The 26,022-nt window shown below is 51.6% G+C and carries 28 protein-coding genes; 22 read left to right on the top strand and 6 right to left on the bottom strand.

The window, feature by feature from the left end:
• Window positions 1–147: 147 nt before the first annotated feature.
• The 3 genes from LX59_RS01680 to LX59_RS01690 form a co-directional block, all read right to left on the bottom strand.
• Window positions 148–585, bottom strand: coding sequence for a cache domain-containing protein (locus LX59_RS01680; protein WP_144570095.1), 438 nt, complete (start codon window positions 583–585; stop codon window positions 148–150).
• 226 nt (window positions 586–811) lie between these two features.
• Complete coding sequence (locus tag LX59_RS01685; protein WP_144570096.1) at window positions 812–1,384, bottom strand: hypothetical protein; 573 nt, start codon at window positions 1,382–1,384, stop codon at window positions 812–814.
• Between the two features lie 35 nt (window positions 1,385–1,419).
• Entirely contained in the window at window positions 1,420–2,256 is an 837-nt protein-coding gene (locus LX59_RS01690; protein ID WP_144570097.1) for an SIR2 family protein, read from the bottom strand.
• A 432-nt stretch (window positions 2,257–2,688) separates the two neighbouring features.
• Here LX59_RS01690 and nifH point away from each other — a divergent pair, with 432 nt between their 5' ends.
• The 22 genes from nifH (at window position 2,689) to LX59_RS01800 (ending at window position 20,848) form a co-directional block, all read left to right on the top strand.
• Entirely contained in the window at window positions 2,689–3,570 is an 882-nt protein-coding gene (gene nifH, locus LX59_RS01695; RefSeq protein ID WP_144570098.1) for a nitrogenase iron protein, read from the top strand.
• Window positions 3,571–3,691: 121 nt separating this feature from the next.
• Entirely contained in the window at window positions 3,692–5,173 is a 1,482-nt protein-coding gene (gene nifD / locus LX59_RS01700) for a nitrogenase molybdenum-iron protein alpha chain (protein ID WP_144570099.1), read from the top strand.
• Between the two features lie 114 nt (window positions 5,174–5,287).
• The gene (gene nifK / locus LX59_RS01705) at window positions 5,288–6,865 is read left to right on the top strand and encodes a nitrogenase molybdenum-iron protein subunit beta (RefSeq protein ID WP_144570100.1); all 1,578 of its coding nucleotides are present in this window, start codon (window positions 5,288–5,290) and stop codon (window positions 6,863–6,865) included.
• 152 nt (window positions 6,866–7,017) lie between these two features.
• A complete protein-coding gene (nifT, locus tag LX59_RS01710) occupies window positions 7,018–7,242 on the top strand; it encodes a putative nitrogen fixation protein NifT (RefSeq protein ID WP_144570101.1) in 225 nt (74 codons plus the stop codon).
• 4 nt (window positions 7,243–7,246) lie between these two features.
• On the top strand, window positions 7,247–7,972 hold the full coding sequence (locus LX59_RS01715) for a dinitrogenase iron-molybdenum cofactor biosynthesis protein (RefSeq protein WP_144570102.1): 726 nt from the start codon (window positions 7,247–7,249) through the stop codon (window positions 7,970–7,972).
• Window positions 7,973–7,992: 20 nt separating this feature from the next.
• Window positions 7,993–8,262 (top strand): DUF6129 family protein, encoded by a 270-nt coding sequence (locus LX59_RS01720; protein WP_144570103.1) that lies wholly within the window; start codon window positions 7,993–7,995, stop codon window positions 8,260–8,262.
• Window positions 8,263–8,273: 11 nt separating this feature from the next.
• Window positions 8,274–9,020: a 4Fe4S-binding leucine-rich repeat protein gene (locus tag LX59_RS01725; protein ID WP_144570104.1), complete on the top strand. Its 747-nt coding sequence runs from the start codon at window positions 8,274–8,276 to the stop codon at window positions 9,018–9,020.
• Between the two features lie 221 nt (window positions 9,021–9,241).
• A complete protein-coding gene (gene nifE / locus LX59_RS01730) occupies window positions 9,242–10,660 on the top strand; it encodes a nitrogenase iron-molybdenum cofactor biosynthesis protein NifE (protein WP_144570105.1) in 1,419 nt (472 codons plus the stop codon).
• A gap of 10 nt (window positions 10,661–10,670) precedes the next feature.
• On the top strand, window positions 10,671–12,029 hold the full coding sequence (gene nifN, locus LX59_RS01735) for a nitrogenase iron-molybdenum cofactor biosynthesis protein NifN (RefSeq protein ID WP_144570106.1): 1,359 nt from the start codon (window positions 10,671–10,673) through the stop codon (window positions 12,027–12,029).
• Between the two features lie 26 nt (window positions 12,030–12,055).
• On the top strand, window positions 12,056–12,529 hold the full coding sequence (locus LX59_RS01740; RefSeq protein ID WP_144570107.1) for a NifB/NifX family molybdenum-iron cluster-binding protein: 474 nt from the start codon (window positions 12,056–12,058) through the stop codon (window positions 12,527–12,529).
• 123 nt (window positions 12,530–12,652) lie between these two features.
• A complete protein-coding gene (locus LX59_RS01745; protein ID WP_144570108.1) occupies window positions 12,653–13,135 on the top strand; it encodes a NifX-associated nitrogen fixation protein in 483 nt (160 codons plus the stop codon).
• A 29-nt stretch (window positions 13,136–13,164) separates the two neighbouring features.
• Window positions 13,165–13,377, top strand: a complete 213-nt coding sequence (locus LX59_RS01750; protein WP_144570109.1) for a CCE_0567 family metalloprotein — start codon at window positions 13,165–13,167, stop codon at window positions 13,375–13,377.
• A gap of 242 nt (window positions 13,378–13,619) precedes the next feature.
• Window positions 13,620–13,940 carry a 2Fe-2S ferredoxin gene (locus LX59_RS01755; RefSeq protein ID WP_144570110.1) on the top strand — a complete coding sequence of 107 codons (321 nt, stop codon included), beginning with the start codon at window positions 13,620–13,622 and terminating at the stop codon, window positions 13,938–13,940.
• Between the two features lie 5 nt (window positions 13,941–13,945).
• Window positions 13,946–14,452, top strand: a complete 507-nt coding sequence (locus LX59_RS01760; RefSeq protein ID WP_144570111.1) for a hypothetical protein — start codon at window positions 13,946–13,948, stop codon at window positions 14,450–14,452.
• Window positions 14,452–14,820, top strand: a complete 369-nt coding sequence (locus LX59_RS01765; protein ID WP_144570112.1) for a hypothetical protein — start codon at window positions 14,452–14,454, stop codon at window positions 14,818–14,820. Before LX59_RS01760 ends, LX59_RS01765 begins: the two co-directional genes overlap by 1 nt.
• The gene (locus LX59_RS01770; protein WP_144570113.1) at window positions 14,820–15,569 is read left to right on the top strand and encodes a DUF364 domain-containing protein; all 750 of its coding nucleotides are present in this window, start codon (window positions 14,820–14,822) and stop codon (window positions 15,567–15,569) included. Before LX59_RS01765 ends, LX59_RS01770 begins: the two co-directional genes overlap by 1 nt.
• Complete coding sequence (locus LX59_RS01775; RefSeq protein WP_144570114.1) at window positions 15,569–16,009, top strand: hypothetical protein; 441 nt, start codon at window positions 15,569–15,571, stop codon at window positions 16,007–16,009. Before LX59_RS01770 ends, LX59_RS01775 begins: the two co-directional genes overlap by 1 nt.
• Window positions 16,010–16,032: 23 nt before the next feature.
• The gene (hemC, locus tag LX59_RS01780) at window positions 16,033–16,971 is read left to right on the top strand and encodes a hydroxymethylbilane synthase (protein WP_144570115.1); all 939 of its coding nucleotides are present in this window, start codon (window positions 16,033–16,035) and stop codon (window positions 16,969–16,971) included.
• The gene (locus LX59_RS01785) at window positions 16,968–17,735 is read left to right on the top strand and encodes a uroporphyrinogen-III synthase (protein ID WP_144570116.1); all 768 of its coding nucleotides are present in this window, start codon (window positions 16,968–16,970) and stop codon (window positions 17,733–17,735) included. The genes hemC and LX59_RS01785 overlap by 4 nt, the downstream gene beginning before the upstream one ends.
• Window positions 17,736–17,757: 22 nt before the next feature.
• The gene (locus tag LX59_RS01790) at window positions 17,758–18,981 is read left to right on the top strand and encodes a uroporphyrinogen-III C-methyltransferase (protein WP_144570117.1); all 1,224 of its coding nucleotides are present in this window, start codon (window positions 17,758–17,760) and stop codon (window positions 18,979–18,981) included.
• Window positions 18,978–20,183: a heme biosynthesis HemY N-terminal domain-containing protein gene (locus LX59_RS01795; protein WP_144570118.1), complete on the top strand. Its 1,206-nt coding sequence runs from the start codon at window positions 18,978–18,980 to the stop codon at window positions 20,181–20,183. The genes LX59_RS01790 and LX59_RS01795 overlap by 4 nt, the downstream gene beginning before the upstream one ends.
• A gap of 161 nt (window positions 20,184–20,344) precedes the next feature.
• A complete protein-coding gene (locus LX59_RS01800; RefSeq protein WP_144570119.1) occupies window positions 20,345–20,848 on the top strand; it encodes a disulfide bond formation protein B in 504 nt (167 codons plus the stop codon).
• A gap of 60 nt (window positions 20,849–20,908) precedes the next feature.
• On the opposite strand, the gene LX59_RS01805 is transcribed toward LX59_RS01800, so the two are convergent.
• From LX59_RS01805 to LX59_RS01815, 3 genes are all read right to left on the bottom strand, one after another.
• Window positions 20,909–22,567 carry a cation acetate symporter gene (locus LX59_RS01805; RefSeq protein WP_144570120.1) on the bottom strand — a complete coding sequence of 553 codons (1,659 nt, stop codon included), beginning with the start codon at window positions 22,565–22,567 and terminating at the stop codon, window positions 20,909–20,911.
• Window positions 22,564–22,893: a DUF485 domain-containing protein gene (locus LX59_RS01810; RefSeq protein WP_144570121.1), complete on the bottom strand. Its 330-nt coding sequence runs from the start codon at window positions 22,891–22,893 to the stop codon at window positions 22,564–22,566. Before LX59_RS01810 ends, LX59_RS01805 begins: the two co-directional genes overlap by 4 nt.
• 553 nt (window positions 22,894–23,446) lie before the next feature.
• On the bottom strand, window positions 23,447–25,897 hold the full coding sequence (locus LX59_RS01815; RefSeq protein WP_144570122.1) for a Lon protease family protein: 2,451 nt from the start codon (window positions 25,895–25,897) through the stop codon (window positions 23,447–23,449).
• Window positions 25,898–26,022: the final 125 nt, after the last annotated feature.

Consider the following 26,022-nt stretch of genomic DNA (forward strand, 5'->3'; position numbering starts at 1 on the left):
CCCAAACCAGTTAAAGAATAGGCAACAGAACAAAATGCAGTGATTGGCAGGAGCTTACAGCCGCAAAAAATAGAGCCGCTGTTGCTGGAGTTGACTTGTCCGAAAGCTAGGTTTCGGACAAGTCAGAGTACAGACTAGTTGGGAAAATTACTTGTAGTAACCCACTACACAGACCTGATCATCCACCTTAGTTACAAAGGCATGTTTCTCAACAGGAGCATCGCTACCAGGACGTGGCCACATGTAAGAAACCTCACCTACTGTACCAACCGCTGCCGTTTTATACAGCTCTTCGCCGAATGCTTTACCGGCTTTATCCTTCAGATCTTTTAGGCTTTTACCCACCAAGCTGGGATGCGCGCTGAAGTTACCGTCCGGCCCACCGCAGAAAGGGTAAAGATCACGATCTTTGAAGCCATCTGTCCCTTTAGTGAATTTTTCTAAAGCAGCTGCTTTGTCTGCTTTGACCGCTACCACTGCTTTTTCCAGCATAGCTTTGGCCTCGCCTGCGGTACCAAAGTCAGCAGCATGCGCAACCAAAGTCAAACCCATAGTACATAGCAGAGATACTAAGACTTTACGCATAAATGCCCTTCTCCAATTTGTTTTTATTGGTTGTAAACCACCGGGCTAGGTGATTGTGGGAGCATCCTAAACCAGTTTTTAGAAGGCAATAAACTAAGACTATAGTCGTTAACTACAGCTTAGCAGCTCGTCAAGCCCAACTTAGAGCTGCTGCGCACAATATGCTTAAAAACAAAACCCCGCTTTCGCGGGGTTTTGTCAGAAGTCTGCCAAAAGTGGCTAAACTTTATACCGGGCCGCGAGTCTCACGACGGCTGGCAACGATGAAGTTAGCCAGAGCGTCCTGCAGACTTGGGCTTTCAGCTTTGATGCTGAAATCTTTCAGAGCTTCGTAAATGGTGATGACTTTGTCTTCTGGAGTTTGACCTTTGAAGTCTTCTTTATCCAGACGCAGGTCGTCCATCAGCAGGCTCCAAACAGCACCGCCCTCTTCGTGAGGCAGCAGCATAGAAACCACACCATCAACGTCGATGATCAGTTTTTTACCGATGTTTTCAACGTAGAACAGCATACGGACGCTAGGAGCCAGATCCGCCTTGTACATCTCATTGATCAGCGGCAGGTGGGCCAGATCAGTCAAAGCACCGGCGATCATTTCGATTTTGTCGTTTTTGATCAGAATGGCGGCTTGCTTAATAACGGCAGTTGGGGGCAGGCGGCGGCCCGCGTCATCAGCGATTTCGCCTTCTTTCAGAACCAAGTCACCACGATAGGCATCAACACCGGCTTCGGTGGTAGCGCCTTTAACGCTCAGGTTGCACAGCAGGGCTTTGGATTCGTAGGTACTCAACAACGTCATGGTCACTTCCTCTAGTTGGTGATCGCTTTAGGGGGTTAGCCTGAAGTAGCTGCAAGCAGCTCGCTCCAATCTTTTTCAATCAGTTCAATCTTTTTACGGCTGCAGACCTTGCGTTCTTTGGGCGAAGGCTCCGCTATAAATGCCCAACCGGCATCAGGGGCCGCATCATAAATCAGATCGCTCATCACCATACGTTCGGTGTCACGAGAAAAATGCAGACCTAAAAATAGATACTGACAGTCCTTACGTTTGGTTTTAAGCCAAGATGGAATGGCAAAGCCTCCCATCAGCTCAGTGATGTAATCCACATAATCGGCATCACTGGCAATGTATGTGGGTTTAGGTAGAGGTGTACCTAAGGGCTTAAAGAGTACCGGCAGCTCTGGGTTAGCCTGCTCTTGGGTAATGGCCTGATAGCTCCCATCCTGCCATTGATAAATCTCAAAGCGGTAATGAGTTCCCATCAAACGCGCGCAACCCACAACTAAGGTGTGTGCTCGGTCGGCATAGCATTGTTGCAACAGAGTGTCCCGATTACAGTCAATAATGTAGGGCAAATTCAAACTGGCCAACCAACGATGAACCGGAGCGGGAGTCCAACCCTCTCCACCGTAGGTCTTTGTCATAAAGCGCTCAATAAAGCTACGGCCTTTCTTATTCTCTAGGTGCATTGCTGCACGGGAGAGCTCATACATCAAGCGTGGGGACATTGGCTGCCCACCGGTCATGGCCAGAATCATTGCTTCATCTGTAACAGGTAAAGGCTGACCCGTTGTTGGAGCAATAACGCCCTGCAAAATGCCTGGACCTAGATAAGGCACCACATGGCCACTTTTAAGCCGTGCCAAGATTTCCTCAAAACGCTCGTTCACTGCTTTCTCCTGCTAGGAAAAGACTCAGCATAGCGGATTCGCAAAGCAATATCTAAGCCAGTCAAAAATAATAAATAACCAATTGATTTAAAAGATATTTACCAAAAAACCCTCTTTGAAAGAAATATGACCACAAGAAGCTTTCACGACAAAATGTCGTGTTTTGTACAGATACACCCTAATAGCGGCCATATAAAAGTGTACTAATAAAGCACTTTGTCGTATTGTTGCCATTGTGCCAAGCTGATCGTGCCTATTGTTATGTATCGCACTTAGACACTGGGAACGTACAAATAAAAAAATCCTTATATATCAATAAAATGTACGTTTTTATGCATTTTGGCATAGAGCCTGCACTAGGACTAGGGCGCGGGCTTGTTCTTGTCTCAAGACCCACTAGATTCAGTGGCAAAGAAACCAGAGGAATTAAATATGGCAATGCGTCAATGCGCTATCTACGGAAAGGGTGGTATTGGTAAATCCACTACTACTCAAAACCTCGTGGCCGCTCTGGCCGAAGCGGGCAAGAAAGTGATGATCGTCGGCTGCGACCCTAAAGCTGACTCCACTCGTCTGATCCTGCACTCCAAAGCCCAGAACACCATCATGGAAATGGCTGCTGAAGCCGGTACCGTTGAAGATCTGGAGCTGGAAGACGTTCTGAAAGTCGGCTTCGGTGGCGTTAAGTGCGTTGAGTCCGGTGGTCCAGAGCCAGGCGTTGGTTGCGCTGGCCGTGGTGTTATCACCGCCATCAACTTCTTAGAAGAAGAAGGCGCGTACGAAGACGATCTGGACTTCGTATTCTACGACGTACTGGGTGACGTAGTTTGCGGTGGCTTCGCTATGCCAATCCGTGAAAACAAAGCTCAAGAAATCTACATCGTTTGCTCCGGCGAAATGATGGCGATGTACGCTGCTAACAACATTGCTAAAGGCATCGTGAAGTACGCTAACTCCGGTAGCGTTCGTCTGGGCGGCCTGATCTGCAACAGCCGTAAAACTGACCGCGAAGACGAGCTGATCATCGCTCTGGCTGCCAAAATGGGCACTCAGATGATCCACTTCGTACCTCGTGACAACGTTGTACAGCGCGCTGAAATCCGCCGTATGACTGTTATCGAATACGATCCAAAAGCTGGCCAAGCTGACGAATACCGCGCTCTGGCTCGCAAAGTTATGGATAACAAACTGTTGGTCATCCCAACCCCAATCAGCATGGACGAGCTCGAAGAGCTGCTGATGGAGTTCGGTATTATGGAAGTAGAAGACGAGTCCATCGTCGGCAAGACTGCTGCTGAAGAAGCCAAGGCCTAAATTAAGCCCGCTTTAGATGGACGGGGCGAGGCAGATGGGCTTCGCCGGAGCGTCGCAAACCTTCCTTAAGGGGTGCGACGCATCCGTTACCCGCAAATTCCAAGTAACAGGAGCCATACTCATGTCTGGTATGTCACGCGAAGAAGTCGAGTCCCTCATCCAGGAAGTTCTGGAAGTTTACCCCGATAAAGCCCGTAAAGATCGTAAAAAGCACCTGACTGCTAACGATCCTTCTCTGCCTAACGCTAAGAAGTGCATTACTTCCAACAAGAAGTCCCAGCCCGGTCTGATGACTATCCGTGGCTGTGCTTACGCAGGTTCTCGCGGTGTGGTTTGGGGTCCAATCAAGGACATGATCCACATCTCCCACGGCCCCGTTGGTTGTGGCCAATACTCGCGTGGCGGTCGTCGTAACTACTACATCGGCACCACCGGCGTGAACACCTTCGTTACCATGAACTTCACTTCGGATTTCCAAGAGAAGGACATCGTATTCGGCGGCGACAAAAAACTGTCCACCATCATCGACGAAATTGAGACCCTGTTCCCTCTGAACCGTGGTATCTCCATTCAGTCCGAGTGCCCGATTGGTCTGATCGGTGACGACATCGAAGCCGTCTCTAAGAAAAAAACCGTTGAAATCAACAAGCTGATTACCCCCGTACGTTGTGAAGGCTTCCGTGGCGTATCCCAGTCTCTGGGTCACCACATCGCCAACGACGTAATCCGTGACTGGGTTCTGAGCAAGCGCGACAACGACAACAGCTTCCCAACTACTCCCTACGATGTGGCCATCATCGGCGATTACAACATCGGTGGTGATGCTTGGTCTTCCCGTATCCTGTTGGAAGAAATGGGTCTGCGCGTTGTAGCTCAGTGGTCCGGTGACGGCACCATCTCTGAAATGGAACTGACTCCTAAAGTCAAGCTGAACCTGGTTCACTGCTACCGTTCCATGAACTACATCTCCCGTCACATGGAAGAAAAGTACGGTATCCCATGGATGGAGTACAACTTCTTCGGCCCAACCAAAACCATCGAATCTCTGCGCGAAATCGCCAAGCAATTCGATGAAACCATCCAAGCCAAGTGCGAAGAAGTAATTGCTAAGTACAACCCCGAGTGGCAGTCCATTGTCGCCAAATACCGTCCACGTCTGGAAGGTAAGCGCGTCATGCTGTACATCGGCGGTCTGCGTCCTCGCCACGTAATCGGTGCCTACGAAGATCTGGGCATGGAAGTGGTAGGTACAGGTTATGAGTTCGCGCACAACGACGACTACGACCGTACCATCAAAGAAATGGGCGAATCCACTCTGATCTATGATGACGTGACTGGTTACGAGTTCGAAGAATTCGTGAAGCGCATCAAGCCTGACCTGATTGGCTCTGGTATCAAAGAGAAGTTCATCTTCCAAAAGATGGGCATTCCTTTCCGTCAAATGCACTCTTGGGACTACTCCGGCCCTTACCACGGTTTCGACGGTTTCGCCATCTTCGCACGCGATATGGACATGACCCTGAACAACCCCTGCTGGGCCAAACTGCAAGCACCTTGGAAAAAATCCGAGGCTGCTGTTGAGAAAGTCGCTGCTAGCGCCTAATCGCCCAGTCGTTTAGTCCAAATAATCGAATGCAACGTCCGTTGTGGGTGTTTCCCACCCACAGCCGACATCCGTGATCGCCGTTCACAGATGAGTGAGGCGTAGGAGAGAGTCATGAGCCAACAAACTGATAACATCAAAAACAGCTACCCGCTGTTCCTCGATCAAGATTACAAGGACATGTTCGCGAAAAAACGCGACGAGTTCGAAGAGAAGCACCCGCAAGACAAGATCGAGGAAGTGTTCCAGTGGACTACCACTCAAGAATACCAAGACCTGAACTTCAAGCGTGAAGCTCTGACCATCGACCCAGCTAAAGCTTGCCAACCACTGGGTGCTGTTCTGTGTGCTCTGGGCTTTGAAAAAACCATGCCTTACGTGCACGGTTCTCAAGGTTGCGTGGCTTACTTCCGTACTTACTTCAACCGTCATTTCCGTGAGCCAGTATCTTGCGTTTCTGACTCCATGACTGAAGACGCCGCAGTATTCGGCGGTCAACAGAACATGAAAGACGGTCTGCAAAACTGTAAAGCCACTTACAAGCCTGACATGATCGCTGTGTCTACCACTTGTATGGCTGAGGTTATTGGTGACGACTTAAACGCGTTCATCAACAACACCAAAAAAGAAGGCTTCATTCCTGACGACTTCCCTGTTCCTTATGCCCACACTCCGAGCTTCGTTGGCAGCCACGTCACTGGCTGGGACAACATGTTCGAAGGTATTGCTAAGTACTTCACTTTCACCCAGCCTTCTGCTGGTGAGAAAGTTGTTGGTAGCAATGGCAAACTGAACATCGTTCCAGGTTTTGAAACCTACTTAGGCAACTTCCGTGTCGTCAAGCGTATGCTGGCCGAGATGGGCGTTGACTACAGCCTGCTGTCTGATCCTGAAGAAGTTCTGGACACTCCTGCTGACGGCCAGTTCCGCATGTATGCCGGTGGTACTACTCAGGACCAAATGCGCGATGCGCCTAACGCCCTGAACACCATTCTGCTGCAACCTTGGCAGTTGGAAAAAACCAAGAAGCTGGTTGAAGGCGCTTGGAAACACGAAGTACCTAAGCTGAACATTCCTATGGGTCTGGATTGGACCGACGAATTCCTGATGAAAGTCAGCGAAATCACTGGTAAGCCAATCTCCGACAGCCTGACCAAAGAGCGTGGCCGTCTGGTCGACATGATGACCGACTCCCACACTTGGCTGCACGGTAAGCGTTTCGCTGTGTACGGCGACCCAGACTTCGTAATGGGTCTGGTTAAGTTCCTGCTGGAAGTAGGTGCTGAGCCTGTTCACATCCTGTGTCACAACGCTAACAAGCGTTGGAAGAAAGCGGTTGAAGCTCTGCTGGAGACCTCTCCTTACGGCAAAAACGCTACCGTTTATGTAGGTAAAGACCTGTGGCACCTGCGTTCTCTGGTCTTCACCAACAAGCCTGATTTCATCATCGGCAACAGCTACGGTAAGTACATCCAACGCGACACACTGCACAAAGGTAAAGAGTTCGAAGTGCCCCTGATTCGTCTGGGCTTCCCAATCTTCGACCGTCACCACCTGCATCGTCAAACCACTCTGGGTTACGAAGGTGCCATGCAAATGCTGACCACCATCGTTAACGCCATTCTGGAGCGTCTGGACGAAGAAACTCGTCTGATGGGCGTTACTGACTACAACCACGACCTCGTTCGCTAAGGTCTGGCTTGAGTCTGCTGTAATACCAGCCGGAGCGGTGTGATGCCGCTCCGGCGCTTTGCTATTTACCGCCTGATAATTTGTCCGTAACACTTTGGCAGAATGCTGTAGAGTGTTGCCCACTATTCCAGCCCCCTTCATGGAGATTGCTCATGCCCAGCGTGATGATCGGCAAAAATGCCCAAGGCCAGTTAACCTTCTACGTTCCTAAAAAAGACTTGGAAGACGTTATCATTTCCATTGAACACGACAGCCCAGACTGCTGGGGCGGCAAACTCGTTTTAGGCGAGGGTGATGCTTACTACATTGAGCCACTACCGGCTCCACCTAGCCTGCCGATCACATTACGCGCCAAACGAGCTGGCGAAGAGGACTGAGTAGATGGCCGTGCAATCGCCCTCTCAACAGGCGCGCCTGCCGGCTCACTTAGCCTTGCGGATTGCCCTTGCGTCACGCACGCTTAAAGGAGTCGATACCGCCTGTCTTCTGCGTGCTTTGATAGCGGCTGTCGGTGAGCCGATTACTGAAGCACGTCTCGCAAAGCTTCGTGCTTCACGCTTACGCTCTCGGCTATCAGAGCTGGCCTTAACAGAAGATCTGACCGACCGCCAAATTCATCGCGCTTTAGGGTTGCTGAAAGGGCGTGGCGTTAGTATGCCGGAAGATCCTCTGCCAACACTCCAAGCCTATCAGCCAGGTGACATGCCCAACTCCATTCGAGTGGCCTGTGCTTCAAACAGTGGCGAAACCTTAGATGGCATCTTTGGTAGCTGTGTTCGTTTTTTGATTTATCAAATATCTCCCCATGAATGTCGTTTGATTGAGCTGCGCGATGCCTCAGCACCCGACCAATCCGACCGTTACAGTCATCGGGCCGATTTATTGCAAGACTGCCAGCTACTCTATACCCTCAGCATCGGCGGCCCTGCCGCGGCCAAGGTAGTACGAGCAGGCATTCATCCGGTACGACTGGCGCGTGCTGTGCCCGCTAGAACCGTTATTGAAGAACTACAACGCATCCTAGCCACCGCCCCGCCCCCTTGGCTTGCCAAAGTGATGGGTGCAGAACCTGGACAACGGGTGCGATTTTCCTGTGATGCTCCCTGATGAGGGGAAAGGAGACTCTTGTGATCACCCAAGCTCAATTGGATGAAATTGTCAGCCTAGCCGAACAACAACCACTGGATGATGCTTTGCTGATTCGCCTACGGGATAGCTACCCAGACCTTCACTTTACGCGCTGCTTGGATGATGAAGTATCGGTCAACGCTAAAGCCGTAGTAGAAAAAACCAGTTTTAACCTGTATTTGGTAAACTCTGGCAGTCATTGTTCGGTTCTGACCAATGATCCAAACAGCGCATCCGGCGTTGTTCTGGCTGAAGTCATTGAGGATTGAGGTTATAAGGCATGCTGGACGACCAAGGTGAAGACACAACTCCGGTAGCAGACTGCCGAGTTTGTACCTTTCGCAGCACTCTGCTGTTATCTGGCCGCTGCATGCCGGGTGATATGTGTGTAGCCGTTGAAAGTGGACGGCAAATTGATCGCTTCTTCCGTAACAACCCTCAATTAGCCTCGCACTACTTGGCAGACTCGTTCTGGGAGCGGCGAGCCATCGCAGTGCGTTATGCGCCTGTTGAGACCCTCCCCCCCTTAATTCGAGACCAAGATGAAGTCGTACGCCGTGCGGTAGCTTATCGCTTACCTCGAGAGCAGCTAACAGCCTTAATCAAGGACGAAGACCGTGAAGTACGCATCACCGTTGCTGACCGGCTGCCTTTAGATCAGCTTGAGCAAATGGCCACGGATAAGGACTATCTGGTGCGGGCTTATGTCGTACAGCGCATCCCCCCCGGTCGCCTGTTCCGCTTTATGCGTGACGAGGATCGCCAAGTACGCAAGCTGGTCGCCAAACGCCTACCCGAAGAAAGCTTGGGACTAATGGTGATGGATCCTGAACCGGAAGTACGCCGCATTGTGGCCTCACGCATGGAAGGTGATGATCTGTACGATCTGCTGCGTGACTCCGATTGGACCGTGCGTCTGGCTGCCGTACAAAATGCCTCAGCCCAAGCACTGAGTGCTCTTAAAGAGCAAGATCCTGAAGTACAGTTAGCAATAGAAGAACGTCTGGCCCAGCTTGCTGAGCACTAAAGCCTCTGTCTTCTTTACGTCACTTGCTCTATCTAGGTGCACTATTTATCGCCAAAAGACCTGACACATCAGGTCTCTGATTTGTTATAAAACGAACAACGCGGTGTGTTTGGTACAGCTCAGGTCGCCGAGATGCAGCTAAAAACCGGCTTCTTTGTTACTGGTACGAACCTTGCACCGCTCTGTACCGTGCGCTATACAACAAATCAGAGGGGTATGCGATGAAAGCCAAGGATATTGCTGAGCTCCTGAACGAGCCTGCCTGCACGCATAACGCCAAGGAAAAATCCGGCTGCTCTAAATCCAAACCAGGAGCCACAGCCGGCGGTTGCGCCTTCGATGGTGCTCAGATTGCTTTGCTCCCCATAGCGGATGTTGCCCATATTGTTCATGGCCCCATTGCCTGTGCCGGAAGCTCTTGGGATAACCGAGGTACACGCTCTAGCGGCCCAACCCTGTATCGTATTGGCATGACCACGGATCTGACCGAACAAGACGTGATCATGGGTAATGCGGAAAAACGTCTGTTTTATTCGATTCAGCAAGCTGTTAGTACCTATGCACCACCCGCGGTATTTGTATACAACACCTGTGTTCCTGCATTGATTGGCGATGATCTGGAAGCTGTGTGCAAAGCAGCCAGCCAGCACTTTAACGTCCCCGTTGTACCTGTGGACTGTGCTGGTTTTTACGGCAGCAAAAACTTAGGCAACCGCATCGCAGGCGAAGCGATGGTGAAATACGTTGTTGGCACGCGTGAACCCGATCCACTGCCTGCCAACAGCCACCGCGAAGGCATTACCGTGTACGACATCAATTTTATTGGTGAGTACAATATCGCAGGTGAATTCTGGCATGTGCTGCCCTTGCTGGATGAGCTAGGCCTGCGTGTGCTCTGTACCCTGTCCGGTGATGCGCGCTATCGTGAAGTGCAGACCATGCACAGAGCTAAAGTCAATATGATGGTCTGTTCTAAGGCCATGATTAACGTAGCGCGCAAACTTCAGGAAATCTATGGTACGCCTTGGTTTGAAGGTAGCTTCTACGGCATTAGTGATACCTCACAAGCTCTGCGCGATTTTGCGCGCCTAATCGGCGACCCTGATCTCATCGCGCGTACTGAGGTAGTAATTGAGCGGGAAGAAAAACGAGTACGTGCCGCCCTAGAACCTTGGCGCGCCCGCCTTGAAGGCAAGCGTGTACTGCTCTATACCGGTGGCGTTAAATCTTGGTCTGTGGTATCCGCTCTGCAAGATTTAGGCATGGTGGTGGTAGCCACAGGTACCAAAAAATCCACCGAAGAAGATAAGGCCCGTATTCGCGAACTCATGGGCCCCGATGTGAAGATGCTGGATGAGGGAAGTCCTAAAGTGCTGCTCGAAACGGTCGAGAATTACAAAGCGGACATCCTGATCGCAGGTGGCCGTAACCTCTATACCGCCCTCAAATCCCGGATTCCCTTCCTTGACATCAACCAAGAACGCGAATTTGGTTACGCAGGCTATACCGGAATGCTGGAATTAGTACGCCAACTGAGCCTGACTATTGAATGCCCCATCTGGGATCGCGTGCGCAACCCAGCGCCCTGGGCCGAAGAAGGCGAAATCCACAACCTGCCGCCCCGCGTGATCAACAGCTAAGGAGCCGATCATGGCCGAGATACTGGTGCGTAAAAAGGCGTTGGCGGTTAATCCCCTCAAAGCCAGTCAAACCATGGGCGCAGTACTGGCCATGTTGGGGATGAAGCGTTGCATGCCTCTAATGCACGGTTCCCAAGGCTGTACTGCCTTTGCCAAGGTATTTTTCGTACGTCACTTCCGTGAACCGATCCCGTTGCAAACTACCGCTATGGATCAAGTCACCTCAGTCATGGGAGCGGATGAAAATATCATCGAAGCCCTCAAGGTGATCTCGGAAAAACAGCATCCGGCTTTGATTGGTCTGGTCAGCACGGGCTTGTCAGAAACCCAAGGCTGTCACATGAGCCGTGCCATTGGGGATTTCCGCAAGCGTTACCCAGAATATGCGGATGTAGCGGTAGTCCCCGTCAATGCGCCTGATTTTAGCGGTAGTTTCGAAAGTGGTTTTAGTTCTGCGGTTAAAGCCATTATTGAAACCCTAGTCCCTGAAGATCGCACCAAAGTTGGCCAAAAATCACACCAAGTGAACGTCATTTGCTCTGCCAGCCTAACGCCCGGTGATTTAGAGTTTATCAGCGACAGCATCGAGAGCTTTGGCTTACAACCACTGCTGATTCCTGACCTGTCTGACTCCTTAGACGGACACTTAGAGGATGCACGACTGCAACCTCTGACCAACGGCGGCCTAGGCATTACCGAATTAGCTACCGCTGGTCAGAGCATCGCGACCCTAGTCATCGGTCAAAGTATGGCCCCGGCTGCTGAAGCTCTTGCCGCTCGCACCGGTGTCCCAGAGCAGCGCTTTGGTTTGCTACTGGGGATTGATGCGGTTGACGAGTGGATTATGGCCCTAGCTAAGATCAGTGGTAATCCGGTTCCAGCGCGCTGGCAACGCCAACGCCGGCAACTACAGGATGCCATGCTGGATACTCACTTTATGCTTAGTGATGCCCGCATCGCCATTGCAGGGGACTCCGATATTCTGCTTGGATTTGATGCTTTTTTGCGTACTATGGGCAGTCGTACCGTTGTGGCCGTTGTTCCTGCTCGTGCTCCCGCTCTTGTAGACTCCCCCCTAACCAGCATTCAAGTGGGGGACTTAGAAGATCTGGAGCAATCTGCACGCATCGAGCAACCCCAGCTTATTTTGGGCAACAGCCACGCGTTAGCGGTCGGTGAGCGCTTACAGGTGCCGGTATTGCGCGTGGGCTTTCCACAATACGATTATCTGGGTGGATTCCGACGTTGCTGGAATGGCTATCAAGGCAGTTATCAAGCCCTGTTTGATATGGGCAATCTGCTGGTAGAGCATCATGCCGAAATTAAGCCTTACCGTTCCATTTATGCCCAAAAACTTGATAACGAATAACCCGGATAGCAATGGAGGCTCATGCTATGGCCAATCCGACGCGCCAACTACAGGTACTGGATGAAAACGACGGCACCCTGTTGAAATTGGCCTTTGCCTCTTCAGATCGCGAGCTTGTAGACCAACACTTTGGCTCCTCGCGTTCTTTCGTGATTTACGGTGTTAATCCCGAACAGTCACAGTTGCTGTCAGTCATTGAGTTTGGCGATTTAGCCCAAGACGGTAACGAAGACAAACTGGTCAATAAAATGGAGCTGCTCGACGGCTGCGTGGCCGTTTATTGCCGAGCCTGCGGGGCTTCTGCTGTACGTCAACTGCTGGCTAAAAACATTCAGCCAGTCAAAGTAGCTGAAGATGCTCGCATTGAACATTTGATTGAAGAATTTCAAACCGAATTGAAAGAAGGTCCTTCCAGTTGGCTGGCTAAAGCCATTCGCCGTACCCAAAGCGGAGATGCATCCCGCTTTGATACTATGGCCGCTGAAGGCTGGAATGAGTAACTTAGCACCCAGCTAATCAATGTAGTACTGTAGGCTCACCTCAAAACACTCCATATGGCCTTGTTTTGAGGTGTTTTTTGTTGTGGACATCCCTTTTACCGTCGATACCAAGGAAACCGCTGTATGTACGAAGAAGAATCCAATCAAATCCTTGTGCAGGATGATGACCCAGCCTTACAGCACCCCATCATTCGCCAGATGGTGATTCAATTACGTGCTACTGACAGCTACGGCACTTTTGACACATGGAGCGATGCCCGAGTGCTGGATCCTCTGGTGATGACCAAAGAGCGGCGTAGAGCCATCCCTATCGTAGGCGACCCTGACGAAATCATCATTACCCGCATCAAGGCCTTCTACAATGCCATGTCGCAGATGATTGAAAAAGAAACCGGCATTATGGCAACGCCGGTGATCAACATCTCCCACGAAGGTTTTGGCCGTGCTCTGATCTTAGTGGGCAAGCTGGTTGCCTTGGATAAGACACTGCGCGATGTACACCGCTTTGGTTTTGGCTCCCTAGACATTCTGATTGAGGATGCCAACAAGCTGGTTACTAAAGCCTGCGAGCTGGTCAACGAGCATCGCGTAGTCGCTGAACTCTAAAACTCAAGACTATTTAGGAGTGTCCATAAATGACCGAAGACGAACTGAAAGCCCTCAAAAAAGACGTTAACCAGAAAAAACGCATCGCTAACGAATGGGCTTCTCAAATCCACGACTTGGTTGAAGACCGCCTCTGGACGGATTTCCCCAATCTGCCTGAGCTGGCTAAGCAAACCCATCAGGCCTGCTCTGAGTGGGCAGAAGCCTTAGCACGCTTAGAGGCTGCGGGCGGCAAACCTTAATCTAGCCCGTCATTTAACCTCCTATGCTTCCTAGTGCTTACTGCTGAGTAAGTACAGCAAGACATCCCGCTCGGCCTGTATAGGCCGAGCGGGATCGGGTTTAGGCTTCCCCTGCTTAAACCCCAGCTTCATCGAACCGAGCACCACGCCGAACCCTATCCGGCTGTTTCGGCCTAAATAGGGCACGATAATTGCTTTTGATGAGCGCAAACCTAGCCTTACCGATCGAAGGATAAACCAAGATGGCCAGACCCGAGTTTCACATTTTTCTGTGCACCCAACGCCGCCCTGATGGACATCCCCGTGGATGCTGTGGTTCTAAGAACGCCGATGCAGTCTACGATGCCTTTGCCCAAGCACTGATTCAGAACAATCTGACCAACCGCGTTGCTCTAACGCGTACAGGCTGCCTTGGCCCTTGCATGGCTGGCCCTAACGTGCTGATCTACCCTGCCTCGCAAATGTACAGTTGGGTTGAGCCTGAAGACGCGGCCATCATCATCAAGCAACTGTTAGCCGGCGAAGTCTATGCCGACAAGCTGACCCCTGCCGAACTCTGGTAAAACCAATGGCTGAAGTGTTGCCCTTTGGTTCTAAACGAGCCTTCTTTTCTGCGAGTACCCCTCCAGATTTGCGACGGATTCTTCAAGATGCTCTGGAAGCCACTACCAGCAGTCCTGAGCGCACTGAGGCGTTATTACTCAAAGCCCGCCGCCAATGGCCTGAAGAGCCAGACGCACACATCAGCCTTTATAAATTTTATTTCGTGGCACGCCGTTATCATCAGGCAGAGGCCGCGGTATGGGCTGCGCTACGGATGGCCGCACAGGATCTGGGAATCACACGCAATTATCGACGACTCACCCCACACAGTGCCCAGTGGTCTCAACGCCAAGGATCAGAGCGCCTGTACCTGTTTAGCCTAAAAGCCCTAGGAGTCATCCGATTACGGCGAGATCGCGTGGTACAAGCTCAGGCTGTTTTAGCCAAACTATTAGAACTAGACCCTCTGGACGAAATTGGCGGAGGGACTTTTTTGCAGATTGCTCAATCCTTCACTGAGGAGGATGACTGATGGACAATGCGCTAGAGCAACGACTGAAGGATATTCAGCCGCTCTTACAAGAACTATGGCCCGCGTTGGCACGCAGCTTAACCCAAGCCGAGTTACCTGCTTTAGAAGTCTTAGGCACAGCGCCTTCGCACATAGAGCTGCGAAAAGACGTTTATGACCAAACTCATGCTCTGTTTATGGAATGGCGCTCTGCGTTAGAGTCTTACCTTGGCCACCTAATCGTACATGCAAATGGCCGCTGCTATGCGGAATTTGATGTACTCTGCGCCCACCCTACAAAACCAAAGTGGGTTGTAGAAGCGGTCACTGCTTGGGGACAACAAGGGGCGGTAAAAACAGAACTCCGTCTTTTACCGGCGCTAGAATAATGAACACACTCTACGATCGACTGCTAGCCCAATGTACAGACACCGCGCCTATTGAGCGCGTGTTACTGGGCTTAAACTGGACTATGGCGGAGGTGCAGGGCAGCTTAGGCTTTGCCTTTAGCCCTCGCCAAGTACCTCGAACCCTTAGTTGGGCCGGTACGCTCTGTGGCCAACCGAGCGATCAAGTTCGATCTTGGCTATTGTCTTGGGATAGCGCTCAGGCATCGGTCGGATTAGCACTGTTAAATGCTTCCATAAACCGCACCTCTTCCTGTTTAGATCAGGCTCAACCCTTACGCCAAGTAGGTATTCCAAGCCATCTACAGGTGTTTGCTTATTTTCGCCCGCAACTGAGCGGGAAAAAAATCGTCGTTATTGGTCACTACCCTCAGCTAGAGCAGTTGTGGAGTGATCTAGCTTATCAATGCTTAGAGCGCAATCAACAAAGCAATGATTTACCCGATGCAGCGGCTGAATACCTCTTACCTCAAGCCGACTGGGTATTCATTACGGCCAGCAGTTTGGCCAATAAAACACTACCGCGCTTGCTGGAGTTGTCCCAACATGCCAAGGTGGTACTGATGGGCCCGAGTCTGCCGTGGTTTGATGCCTGGCAAGACTTTGGCGTGGATTACCTAGCTGGAGTGCGGGTACTCGACGCTGTTGCGGTTTCCAGTGTGGTGGCCGAAGGCGGTGGAACCCGCTTATTCGGCGGCCCGGTTGAATACGCTCTTCTGGCACTTAAATAATGACTGACGTTTTTACTCCGACGCTTGAAACCCCTTGGCGCATCCTGCTATGCCACAAACATCCGGTCAGTGCCCGGTTGCGCTTTCTGGTTCCTGAAAACCCCAAGGCGGGCGTAGTGGTTCCAGAATCTTTACCGCCGCTGTGCGTGGTCGCTGAGCCCGACCAACAGCCGAATGTTCAAAGCCACCCGGCCACAGCCTTAAATCTGCTCAAGCAACGCATGCCAAACCTTGACCCTGAGTTTGAGATTTGCAGTGAATACCAACTGTATCTGGAAACCTCAGAGGGTCTGATGCCAGTCTATTTGGCAACTCTGAATGGACATAATCTGTGTGATATACCCGAAGGCATGCGCTGGATGGAGCTCACCCAAAGTATCGGTATGCCTTGGCTCGACCGAGAAATTTTACGCCGTGCTTATGAAGTACTGGTTGGTTAAGGCCTGTGTTTCGGAAACCTCCGATGACTCATGAATTACGGATTGCAACTCGAAAAAGCGCGCTCGCTCTGTGGCAGGCCGAATACGTCAAAGCAGCCTTGGAGCAACAGCATCCGGGCCTCAAAGTCACCCTAGTTCCTATGGTGAGTCGGGGCGATAAGCTGCTGGATGCTCCCTTGGCCAAAATTGGCGGCAAAGGGCTGTTCGTCAAGGAGCTGGAAAGCGCCCTGCTCAATCAAGAAGCCGACATTGCCGTACACTCCATGAAAGATGTACCTATGGAGTTTCCCGAAGGCTTAGGACTGTACTGTATTTGCCAACGTGAAGACCCTAGGGATGCCTTTGTATCCAACCGCTATAACAGTGTGCAAGAGCTCCCTCAAGGCGCAGTGGTAGGAACCTCCAGTTTGCGCCGCCAAGCGCAACTACTGGCACAACGGCCTGACCTGAATATCCGTTTCTTACGGGGTAACGTAAACAGCCGCCTTGATAAACTCGATGCCAGCGAGTATGAAGCCATCATCCTCGCCGCAGCCGGATTGATTCGCCTAGGTTTTCAGCAACGCATCCGCAGTTTTATCAGCGTGGAAGACAGCCTACCTGCGGGCGGACAAGGCGCTGTGGGTATTGAATGCCGTAGTGCTGATCAAGAGATACAGCAACTCCTAGCCCCCTTGAATGATGCTGAAACCAGCGCCCGTGTGCGTGCTGAACGTGCTTTGAACCGGCACCTCAACGGCGGTTGCCAAGTGCCCATCGCCTGCTATGCCATTCAAGAAGGCTCTGAACTGTGGTTACGCGGCTTGGTGGGGCAACCGGATGGCCGTTTACTGCTGCGCGCCGAACACCGTGCCTCCATCACCGATGCAGAAGCCTTAGGCATTGAAGTAGCTGAACGTCTGCTAGCCCAAGGTGCAGATCGTATCCTCAGCAGCCTATACGATCAGGGAGCTACTCCGTGAACGCCTGGCGGCTGTTGCTGACTCGTCCCGCAGAAGACTGTGCTGTCACCGCACAAGCCTTAGCGGAACAGGGTATTTACAGCAGTAGCCTTCCTTTGCTAGCTATTGAGCCTCTTGCTGAAACACCCGAGCAGCGCAGCCTGATTCTGGATTTAGATCGCTACCATGCGGTGATTGTGGTTAGCAAACCCGCTGCACGTCTAGGACTGGACTTAGTAGACCGTTACTGGCCACAACCGCCCCTTGGCCCGCAGTGGTTTAGCCTAGGGGAAGCCACCGGGCATATTCTTTCTGACTACGGCTTAGATGCATCTTGGTCTGAGCAAGGCGTAGACAGCGAAGCCTTATTAGCTCACCCTCAGCTAATAAAAGCACTGGCTCAACCTGAGCCTCGTGTGCTATTCATCAAGGGTGAAGGTGGACGGTCGCTGCTGGGGGATAACCTCAATGCGCAGGGGGTGCAGACGGACAGTCTGACGTTATACCGGCGCAGACAGCCTCAATATGCCCCAAACACCTTACTACAGCGCCTAACAGACGAAGCTCTGAACGGTCTTGTGGTGACAAGCGGTCAGGGGTTGTTATCCCTACGAGCGCTTGCGGCTGATGCTTGGCCGATCCCTGTAACTCTTTTCGTACCCAGCTCCCGTGTTGCCGAAATGGCACGCCAGATGGGAATGGGCAATATTGTTGACTGTTGCGGTGCCGGAACCCCGGCCTTGCTAAACGCGTTACGGAACACCCCCGTGCCAACTGCTGCATGACGCAAAGATGGAAACTGGAAACATGAGCGAAGCAGACAACCAGAAAGACCTAAAGAAAGAAGAACCGGTAGCTGAACAGTCTGCTGCCTCACCCCCTCCGCCCGTCCAAGCCCAGCCACCACGCAGTAGCGGTGGTAGTGGTCTATCGACTCTGGCGTTACTGGTGGGGCTGGCAGCCTCTGGAGCCGCAGGCTATGTGTTCTATCTCAATCAGCTACAGCAGCAGCATTTTGATGCTCAAGCCCAGCAGATTAGCCAACAAATCGAGCAGCTAGGACGACAATCTACAGCGGCGAACCCGGCAACGACTTCGATCATCAATGATCAAAATCGTAAACTCAGCCAACTGGCCGAGTTCGATCTGGAGCTCAACGCGCGCTTAGATCGCCTGCCTTCCCTTGAGGAACTGGAAGATCGCCGCCGTGCCTTGGTCAAACTGCAAAGCGACCAACAGCACTTAGCCAGCCGAGTAGAAAAAGTACTGGGTGCTAGCCGTGAAGATTGGCGTTTGGCTGAAGCAGAGCATCTACTACGCATGGCCATGTTGCGCCTGTCGGCCATGCAGGATGTGAAAAGTGCCGCGGCCTTAATCAACGAATCCGATCTCATTTTGCAAAAACAGGATGATCCGGGGGCTTATGGCGCACGCCAAAAGCTGCTGGATAGCTTAGAAGCGCTGCGCAGCGTTCCTGAGTTAGATCGTACCGGGCTATTTTTACAGTTAGGTGCATTGCGCGGCTTAACGGCTAGCCTGACCTCGACCTCCCCCCAGTTCAAAGCAGATGGCACATCTACTGCTAACCCCGTAGAAGACAAGAAAACTTGGCAATACTGGGTCAACGAGCTGGCGCGCTATGTACGCATTGATTTGGACTCCGTAAACGGCATTAAGCCTTTGCTGGCTGGCCAAAGTTTAGGTCAGGTTCGTTTGGCGCTGGCCTTGGCTGTTGAGCAAGCACAGTGGGCCGTACTCAACGGCAATACTGAGGTTTATCGTCAGTCCCTCAAACAAGCCCATGATCTGATCATGGAGCACTTCACGGATAAAGATCTGGAAAGCCGTGCGGTAGCTGAGCGCATCAAAGCCTTGGTTTCCCGTCAAGTTTCGGTGACTCTGCCTGATCTCACTCCAGCCTTACGTGCCATGGAAGCCTATGTTCAAGAGCGCCAAAACGCGACCAGCGGTGGGGCTGAAAAAGGCAAAAAAGCAGCAAAGGTCATGAGCCATGAGGATCCGCGGACATGATACGACTGGTCTTTTATTTCATCCTACTCTTAGCAGTAGTGGGTGGCCTCGGCTGGGGAATCAGCCAAGGTACCGGCTATGTGCTGATTACCTTTGATCAGTTCCGCTATGAATCCACGCTATGGGTCTTTTTGGGCCTCTTGTTTGGATTATGGCTGGCACTCTTTCTACTGCGCCGCATTCTAAAACTGCTGGTAGTTTCTGGGGCCGTCATCAACCCTTGGTCTCGTCGTAACCGTGAGCGTCGTGTACGCAAAGCGATCTTAGCGGGCCAACGTGAGCTGGCCGAAGGGCGTTGGAGCCAAGCCTTAGAGCATCTCACTCTAGCGGCTGATAACGATACGCGCCCCTTGGTTCACTACCTAGGTGCGGCTCGGGCAGCCAACGAAATCGGTAAGCCCGACGAGTGTGACCGACTGCTGGCCAGAGCCTTAAACCGTGAGCCTGAGTCGGCTTTAGCCGTTGGTTTAACCCGTGCTCAACTGCTGATTGAGCGGGGTGATTTAAGCAGTGCGCGGGATAGCCTAAGCGATCTGCAACGCGAGTTCCCCAAACATCCCCAAGTGCTCAGCTTAGTACATAAGCTGTATCTACAGTTGGAGGACTGGGAGCAACTGTCTAAGCTGCTGCCTGAACTGCGTCGCCAAAAAATCCTGTCGGATGTTAAGCTAGGCGACTTGGAACATTTGGTATGGCGTAGCCTGTTGCTGCAAGGGGCTAAACACTCCGCAAACCCTGAGGTTCAGCTAACCCAGTACTGGCAGGATATGCCCGTGCGCTTACACTCAGAAGCCAGCATTGTGCATGCCTATGCCTCAGCCTTAATTCAGATCCAGCAACCGGAAAAGGCGCTGTCTGTTTTAACTGAAGCCCTAAATCAGCATAAAGACTCTAGCCTGATTGAGCTTTATGGACAGGTTCAAGCCAGCGAATCCATGCAGCAACTCCTAACCGCAGAGCAGTGGCAAGGCGACAGCAATGATTCGGTCTTACTGCTGACGCTAGGCCGTCTATCAGCGCGTAATGGGCTGTGGGATAAGGCTCGTTCTTACCTAGAAGACAGCCTGCGTTTAGCCCATCGTCCAGAAACTTGCGCAGAACTGGCCCGCGTCATGATACAACTGGGTGACCAAGAGCGCGGTAATCAGCTCTTTATAGAAAGCCTGGCAGCACAGGATCGTAGCTTGCCTGTACCACAGTAAATAGAGCCCCCTAAGCCCTTCCCTCATCAGGATGCTGTGGAAGGGCTTTATTGTTAACCACTCGCTGTCGAAATGATGCTGAGCATAACTACTACTGATACAGCACGCTCACTCTATCCGAGTGTATTTCCCCACACCTGCACACAATCAGTACCCCCTCTATGAGACTGATCTGCTCCCGGTTGAATTTTCTCATCGCCTTTCTGTTCGCGGCTGTCGTCATGGCAGCAGCCTTGTATTTAGAGTACGTTGTAGGCCTAGCTCCCTGCCCTCTGTGCATCGCCCAACGCCTGTGCATCATCGGCTTTGGCCTAACGGGACTCACCGCGGCTATTCATAATCCGGCCATACTGGGTTTCCGTATTTATACTCTGGTGGCTTTGTTCTTTGTACTACTTGGAGGGAGCTTTGCGTGGCGGCAAATTTGGCTACAAACGCTACCCCCCGAGGCTCTACCCAGTTGCTTACCCAGCTTGGAATACATGCTAGAAGTCCTACCTTTTCAGGAAATTCTGAGCCTGTTTTTACAGGGAACGGCTGACTGTGCTGAAGTAAATTGGACCTTTTTAACCCTAAGTCTGCCCGAGTGGAGCCTATTGGTATTCATCGCTCTGACCTTAGGTTGCTTGTGGCAATTGCTGCTCACACGAAGGCCCAGTCACTGATCCAGCCGCACATAAAAACGCCAGAGCTAAGCTCTGGCGTTTTTAGACTGCTGTAACCTGTTAATGGTTAACAGCCGCCGCCGCCCCTAAGCCGGTTTGAGCCCGTACAAACTGATCATCATAAGCACTACGCTCCAGTTCTGCTTGGCGGCTACGATCAAGTTTCGACACCAAGATAATAACCGCAAAAGCCAGTGGCATAGAAAAGAGTGCCGGATGGTCGTAGGGGAAAATGGCTTTCTCATGCCCTAGCACCGTCACCCATACCGCAGGAGATAAAACCACCAACACCAAGGCAGAGACTAACCCCGCAAAACCGCCCCAAAGTGCCCCACGGGTGGTTAGATCTTTCCAATACATCGCCATAATCAGCACGGGGAAGTTGGTGGAAGCGGCCACACCAAAAGTTAAGCCCACCAAAAAAGCCACATTCATTTTTTCAAACAGAATACCGAGCAAAATCGCCACGATGCCTAAGCCGACTGTGGCAACTCGGGTTACCCGCATTTCCTGCTGCTCAGTGGCTTGGCCTTTTTTGATTACTTTAGCGTAGAGATCATGGGAAATTGCTGAGGCTCCTGCCAAGGCTAAACCCGACACCACCGCTAAGATGGTGGCAAAAGCCACAGCGGATAAAAAGCCCAAAAATAGATTTCCTCCCACGGCCTTAGCTAAATGCATGGCCACCATATTGCCGCCACCAATTAAAGCCCCTTGGGTATTACCCCCAACAAAAAACTGTGGATCTGTCCCCACAATAACGATGGAGGTAAAGCCTAAAATCATCACCACCAGAAAGAAAAATCCGATAAACCCGGTGGCATAAAATACGGATTTACGCGCCTCTTTAGCGTTAGGCACGGTGAAAAAGCGCATTAAAATATGCGGTAATCCAGCGATACCAAACAGCAGCCCCAGCGACATAGAAGCCACATTAATCGGGTTATCCAACATAGAACCGGGGCCCATGATATCCCAGCCTATTTTGTGGGCTTCCACTGCTTTAACCGCCAAATTTTCCAAACTAAAGTCAAAACGCGATAGAGCCATCAGTGCGAGGGTGGTGCCCCCAGCTAACAAGAGTACGGCCTTGATAATCTGTACCCAAGTCGTAGCAATCATGCCGCCAAACAGGACGTATACCAACATCAACAGGCCTACGACCATCACAGCTATGGAGTAATCCAAGCCAAACAGCAGCTTGATCAATTGGCCTGCGCCCACCATTTGCACGATCAGATAGCAGCACACCACCGTCAGAGAGCCTAAGGCGGCAAAGGTGCGAATTTTGGTCTGATCCAAGCGATAAGAAACGATGTCCGCAAAGGTGAACCGGCCCAGATTACGCAAGCGTTCCGCCATCAAAAAGGTAATCAACGGCCAGCCGACAAAAAAGCCTATGGTGTACACAAAACCATCATATCCTTTGGCAAACACCATACTGGATAAGCCCAGCAAGGTCGCCGCTGACATATAGTCTCCGGCAATGGCTAAACCGTTTTGAAAACCACTAATGCCCCCACCTGCAGTATAAAAATCAGCGGTGGAATGGGTCTGGCGAGCAGCCCACCAAGTAATGACCAAGGTTCCTAATACAAACAAAAAGAACATGGCAATGGCATGTAGGTTTAAAGGCTGTTGTTCTGCTGCTGTTATGGGGGCGGCCATAGTGCTCAGCGAGAACATCATGCCCAACAGGCCGCTAATCAATAGCCTCATACCCGTGTTTCCTCCAATACTGACTGGCTGAGTTGATCAAAACGGGTATTGGCTCGACGTACATACAACCCAGTCATCAGCCAAGAAAACACAATAATGGTGGCCGCAATAGGAATGCCCCAAGTCAAATGCCCGCCCTCCTGCAAGGGGGTATGCAAAACACTGGGGATTGCAGCCACAACGATCATGTAAAGAAAGTACAGCCCCAAGACCAATAGAGTCAGTGACCAAGCCAACTGAGCACGCTCTTTGACTAAGAGTTGAAACTTGGGATTGGTACGAATTTGCTGGCAACAGTTTGCCCGCTGAGTGCTGTCACTACTCATCCTAAACTCCGCATTTATTGTTTTTTTAAGTCGATATTGGCGTGACACGCATCCGGACGCAGAGTCAACTACACGCAGGGGGTATCCGGCATGACTTAGCTTAGAAGCCCCTTTTAGTGCGCTATTAGCTTTACCTGCTCCCACGCATCCGACAAGCACAAAGCCAGCCTTAAACTTGACATATTCGGACAGCACTCAGCCGAAGCAGCCCAAAATCCATTAATAGCAGAAGCTGCTAACCAGCCTGCAACAAGCTACGCCATAGCGCCTTAGTTGAGGTTTAGCTCAGATATTTTTCTAAATATTTCCATAGTGGCTGCTTGACAAATATTTCACATTGCTTTGTTCAGAATAGGCATCACAGACAGGTTCTAAAGAGCCAATACTGGGTAGCCCTATCGCCCAGCGAGCCAAGATATTCTGAGGAATTTATCTGACTTACCGATTGCATCCCTTTTCTTGCTCATAGACCCGAGGTCAAGGAAGTTTTGACAGCAGCTTCTCTTATTGAGCATCAGCCACCCTTGCGGTGGCTGTTTTATTTCATCCGGCCTTAAATGCGTACCCGTACCGCCGCACTGGCTTTAGCCGAGAGATCTGGCACATCCTGAGGTTCGTGACGGCCCTCATCCTCCAAATCCAGCTCGGCGATTTCCTGCAAGCGGGCCACCACACGCGCATTTAAGCAGCCTTCTGGGAAATGCCCCTGCTCATCCGGCTCACCTACTTCCGTGCCCGCGAGCAGCGATAGAGCCTCATCTACATGGCGCACCGCATATACATGGAAGCGATTTTGACGCACCGCCTCCAACACGCGCTCGTCCAACATCAGGTTGGTCACGTTGGCAAAAGGAATGATTACCCCTTGATCTCCAGTTAAACCTCGGGCCTCACACAGACGGAAAAAGCCTTCAATCTTCTCATTCACGCCTCCTACGGCCTGTACTTCACCAAACTGGTTGATGGAGCCGGTAATAGCAAAACACTGTTTGAGCGGCGCGCGCGATAACGCCGAAATCAGGGTGCATACTTCGCCTAATGAGGCGCTATCACCATCGACATAACCGTAGGACTGCTCCAAAGCAATGCTGGCTGAAATAGCCAAGGGAAAGGCTTGGGCATAGCGACTGCCTAAGTATCCGGTCAGAATCATTACGCCTTTAGAGTGAATCGGCTGGCCTAAGCTAACTTCACGCTCAATATCTACAATGCCGGAGCTGCCGGGATATACAGTGGCGGAAATACGCGCCGGTACGCCAAAGGCCGAATCCCCCACTTCCAAGACGGTTAGGCCGTTGCATTTGCCGATGGCAGCGCCTTCCGTATCAATCAGGATAATTCCGGCCAGCATATCGTCCAAAATACGCGCAGACACTCGTCCAGTGCGGGTGGCCTTCGCGAGTAAAGCGCGCTCAATATGAGGGGCATCCGTCACCTGTTCTTGGGCTAGCTGACGGATAAAGTCCGCCTCACTTAGGAGTTGAAATAAATCCCCAATCCGCGCCGACAATCGCCCCTGATGTTCGGCCAAACGAGCGCTGTAAGTGGCTAAACGGGCCACCGCTGCGGAGGTAAGCGGTGCCATCTGTTCTTCAGAGGTACGGGTTTTCAGCAGTTGGGAGAACTGTTCTAAACCATCATCGGACAGGGGGATATCTTCGTCAAAGTCCACCAATACCCGAAACATCTCCTGAAAGTCAGGATCAAGGTCTTGCAGGCTGTAGTACAGCTCCCGCGAGCCAATCAAAATGACCTTAAGGTGCAAGGGAATCATGGCCGGAGTCAAAGTGACCGTAGCAATACGGCCTAACTCGTTCAAAGGGGACTCCATTTTCAACCGGCTGGAGCGTAACGCCCGTTTAAGGGCTTCCCATACAAAGGGCTCAGTTAAGAGCTTTTCTACCTCTAGCACTAAAAAGCCGCCGTTCGCACGGTGTAACGCACCAGAGCGCAACTGGCGATAGCTGGTGTAAAGCGCGCCTTGGTCGGTACTGTATTCGATACGGCCAAACAAATTGTCGTAGGTCGGATGGGGCTCAAAAACCACTGGAGCCCCACCCTGAGGCTGATGCCCCACCACTAAACAGGGGCTGTACATATCCTCTAATAGGGTACGGGTTTGCACCTCGGTACGGCTTTCATCCGCTAAACGCTCAATGCTGGTACGCAATAAGTCCGTTTGCATGGCCCGCAGGTAGGTGACTACACCTTCATTGGCTGCGTATTTTTCAGTGATGGGCTCCAGCAACGGATGCAGCGCTTGAGTAACGGTTTCCTCATTCAGTTGGCGCAACTGGTTGCTGCTTTCGCGCTTCCACTGCGGCAAGCTAGACAGCTCTTCGTTCAGGCGCTCCTCTAAAACCGCGATATCTTGGTGAAAACGCTCCCGCTCGGCTTCAGGCAACTGGGCAAATTCGGTTTCATCCAAGGCTTTCCCCTGTTGCATTGGGGTAAAGGCTACATTGGCCGAGTCACGATACAAAGCAATGTTGCGTTCTAGGGCTAATTTCTCGATCACATCCAGCGCCTTGTCGTAACGCTGATTGAAGGTTCGATCAATGGCACTTTTTTTCTGCTGATAGCTTGGGTGTTCAAACACGGCGGGAAAGGTGGTCAGCAGATTATCAATCAGTTGCGCAATATCGGCGATAAAGCCTGAAGCACAACCTGCTGGCAGACTCAGCGCCAAGGGTTCACGAGATTCTGCAAAATTACTGACATACACCCAATCTAAGGGCGTAGCTTGACGTTTAGCCTCAGCCCGAAGATAACGGCGCACAAAGGAAAAGCGGCCTGTGCCCGGTTCACCCATCACATAGAGGTTATAACCATGACGCGGCATGGCCACGCCAAATTGGAGTGCTTCCACAGCGCGCTCTTGTCCCAAAATGCCTAGAAAAGGTTCCAGCTCGTCCGTAGTGCTGAAGTTAAACTGGCTGCTGTTAAAGGGACGAGTCAAAGCTTCGGGCGCCAAACGCAAACGGGCGGCAGTATGTTGGGACATCAGAAATCCTTGCGGGGGGCGTATCAATCAAAAACAGAGCAATCATTGTGGCCTTGGCCCGTCGGTGCTGCAAGGCATCTGGCTAGGATCGGGCAAATATCCATTTTCTACACAGCGCCCGACAC

It is taken from the genome of Azomonas agilis (assembly GCF_007830255.1).
Taxonomy (GTDB): Bacteria; Pseudomonadota; Gammaproteobacteria; order Pseudomonadales; family Pseudomonadaceae; genus Azomonas; species Azomonas agilis.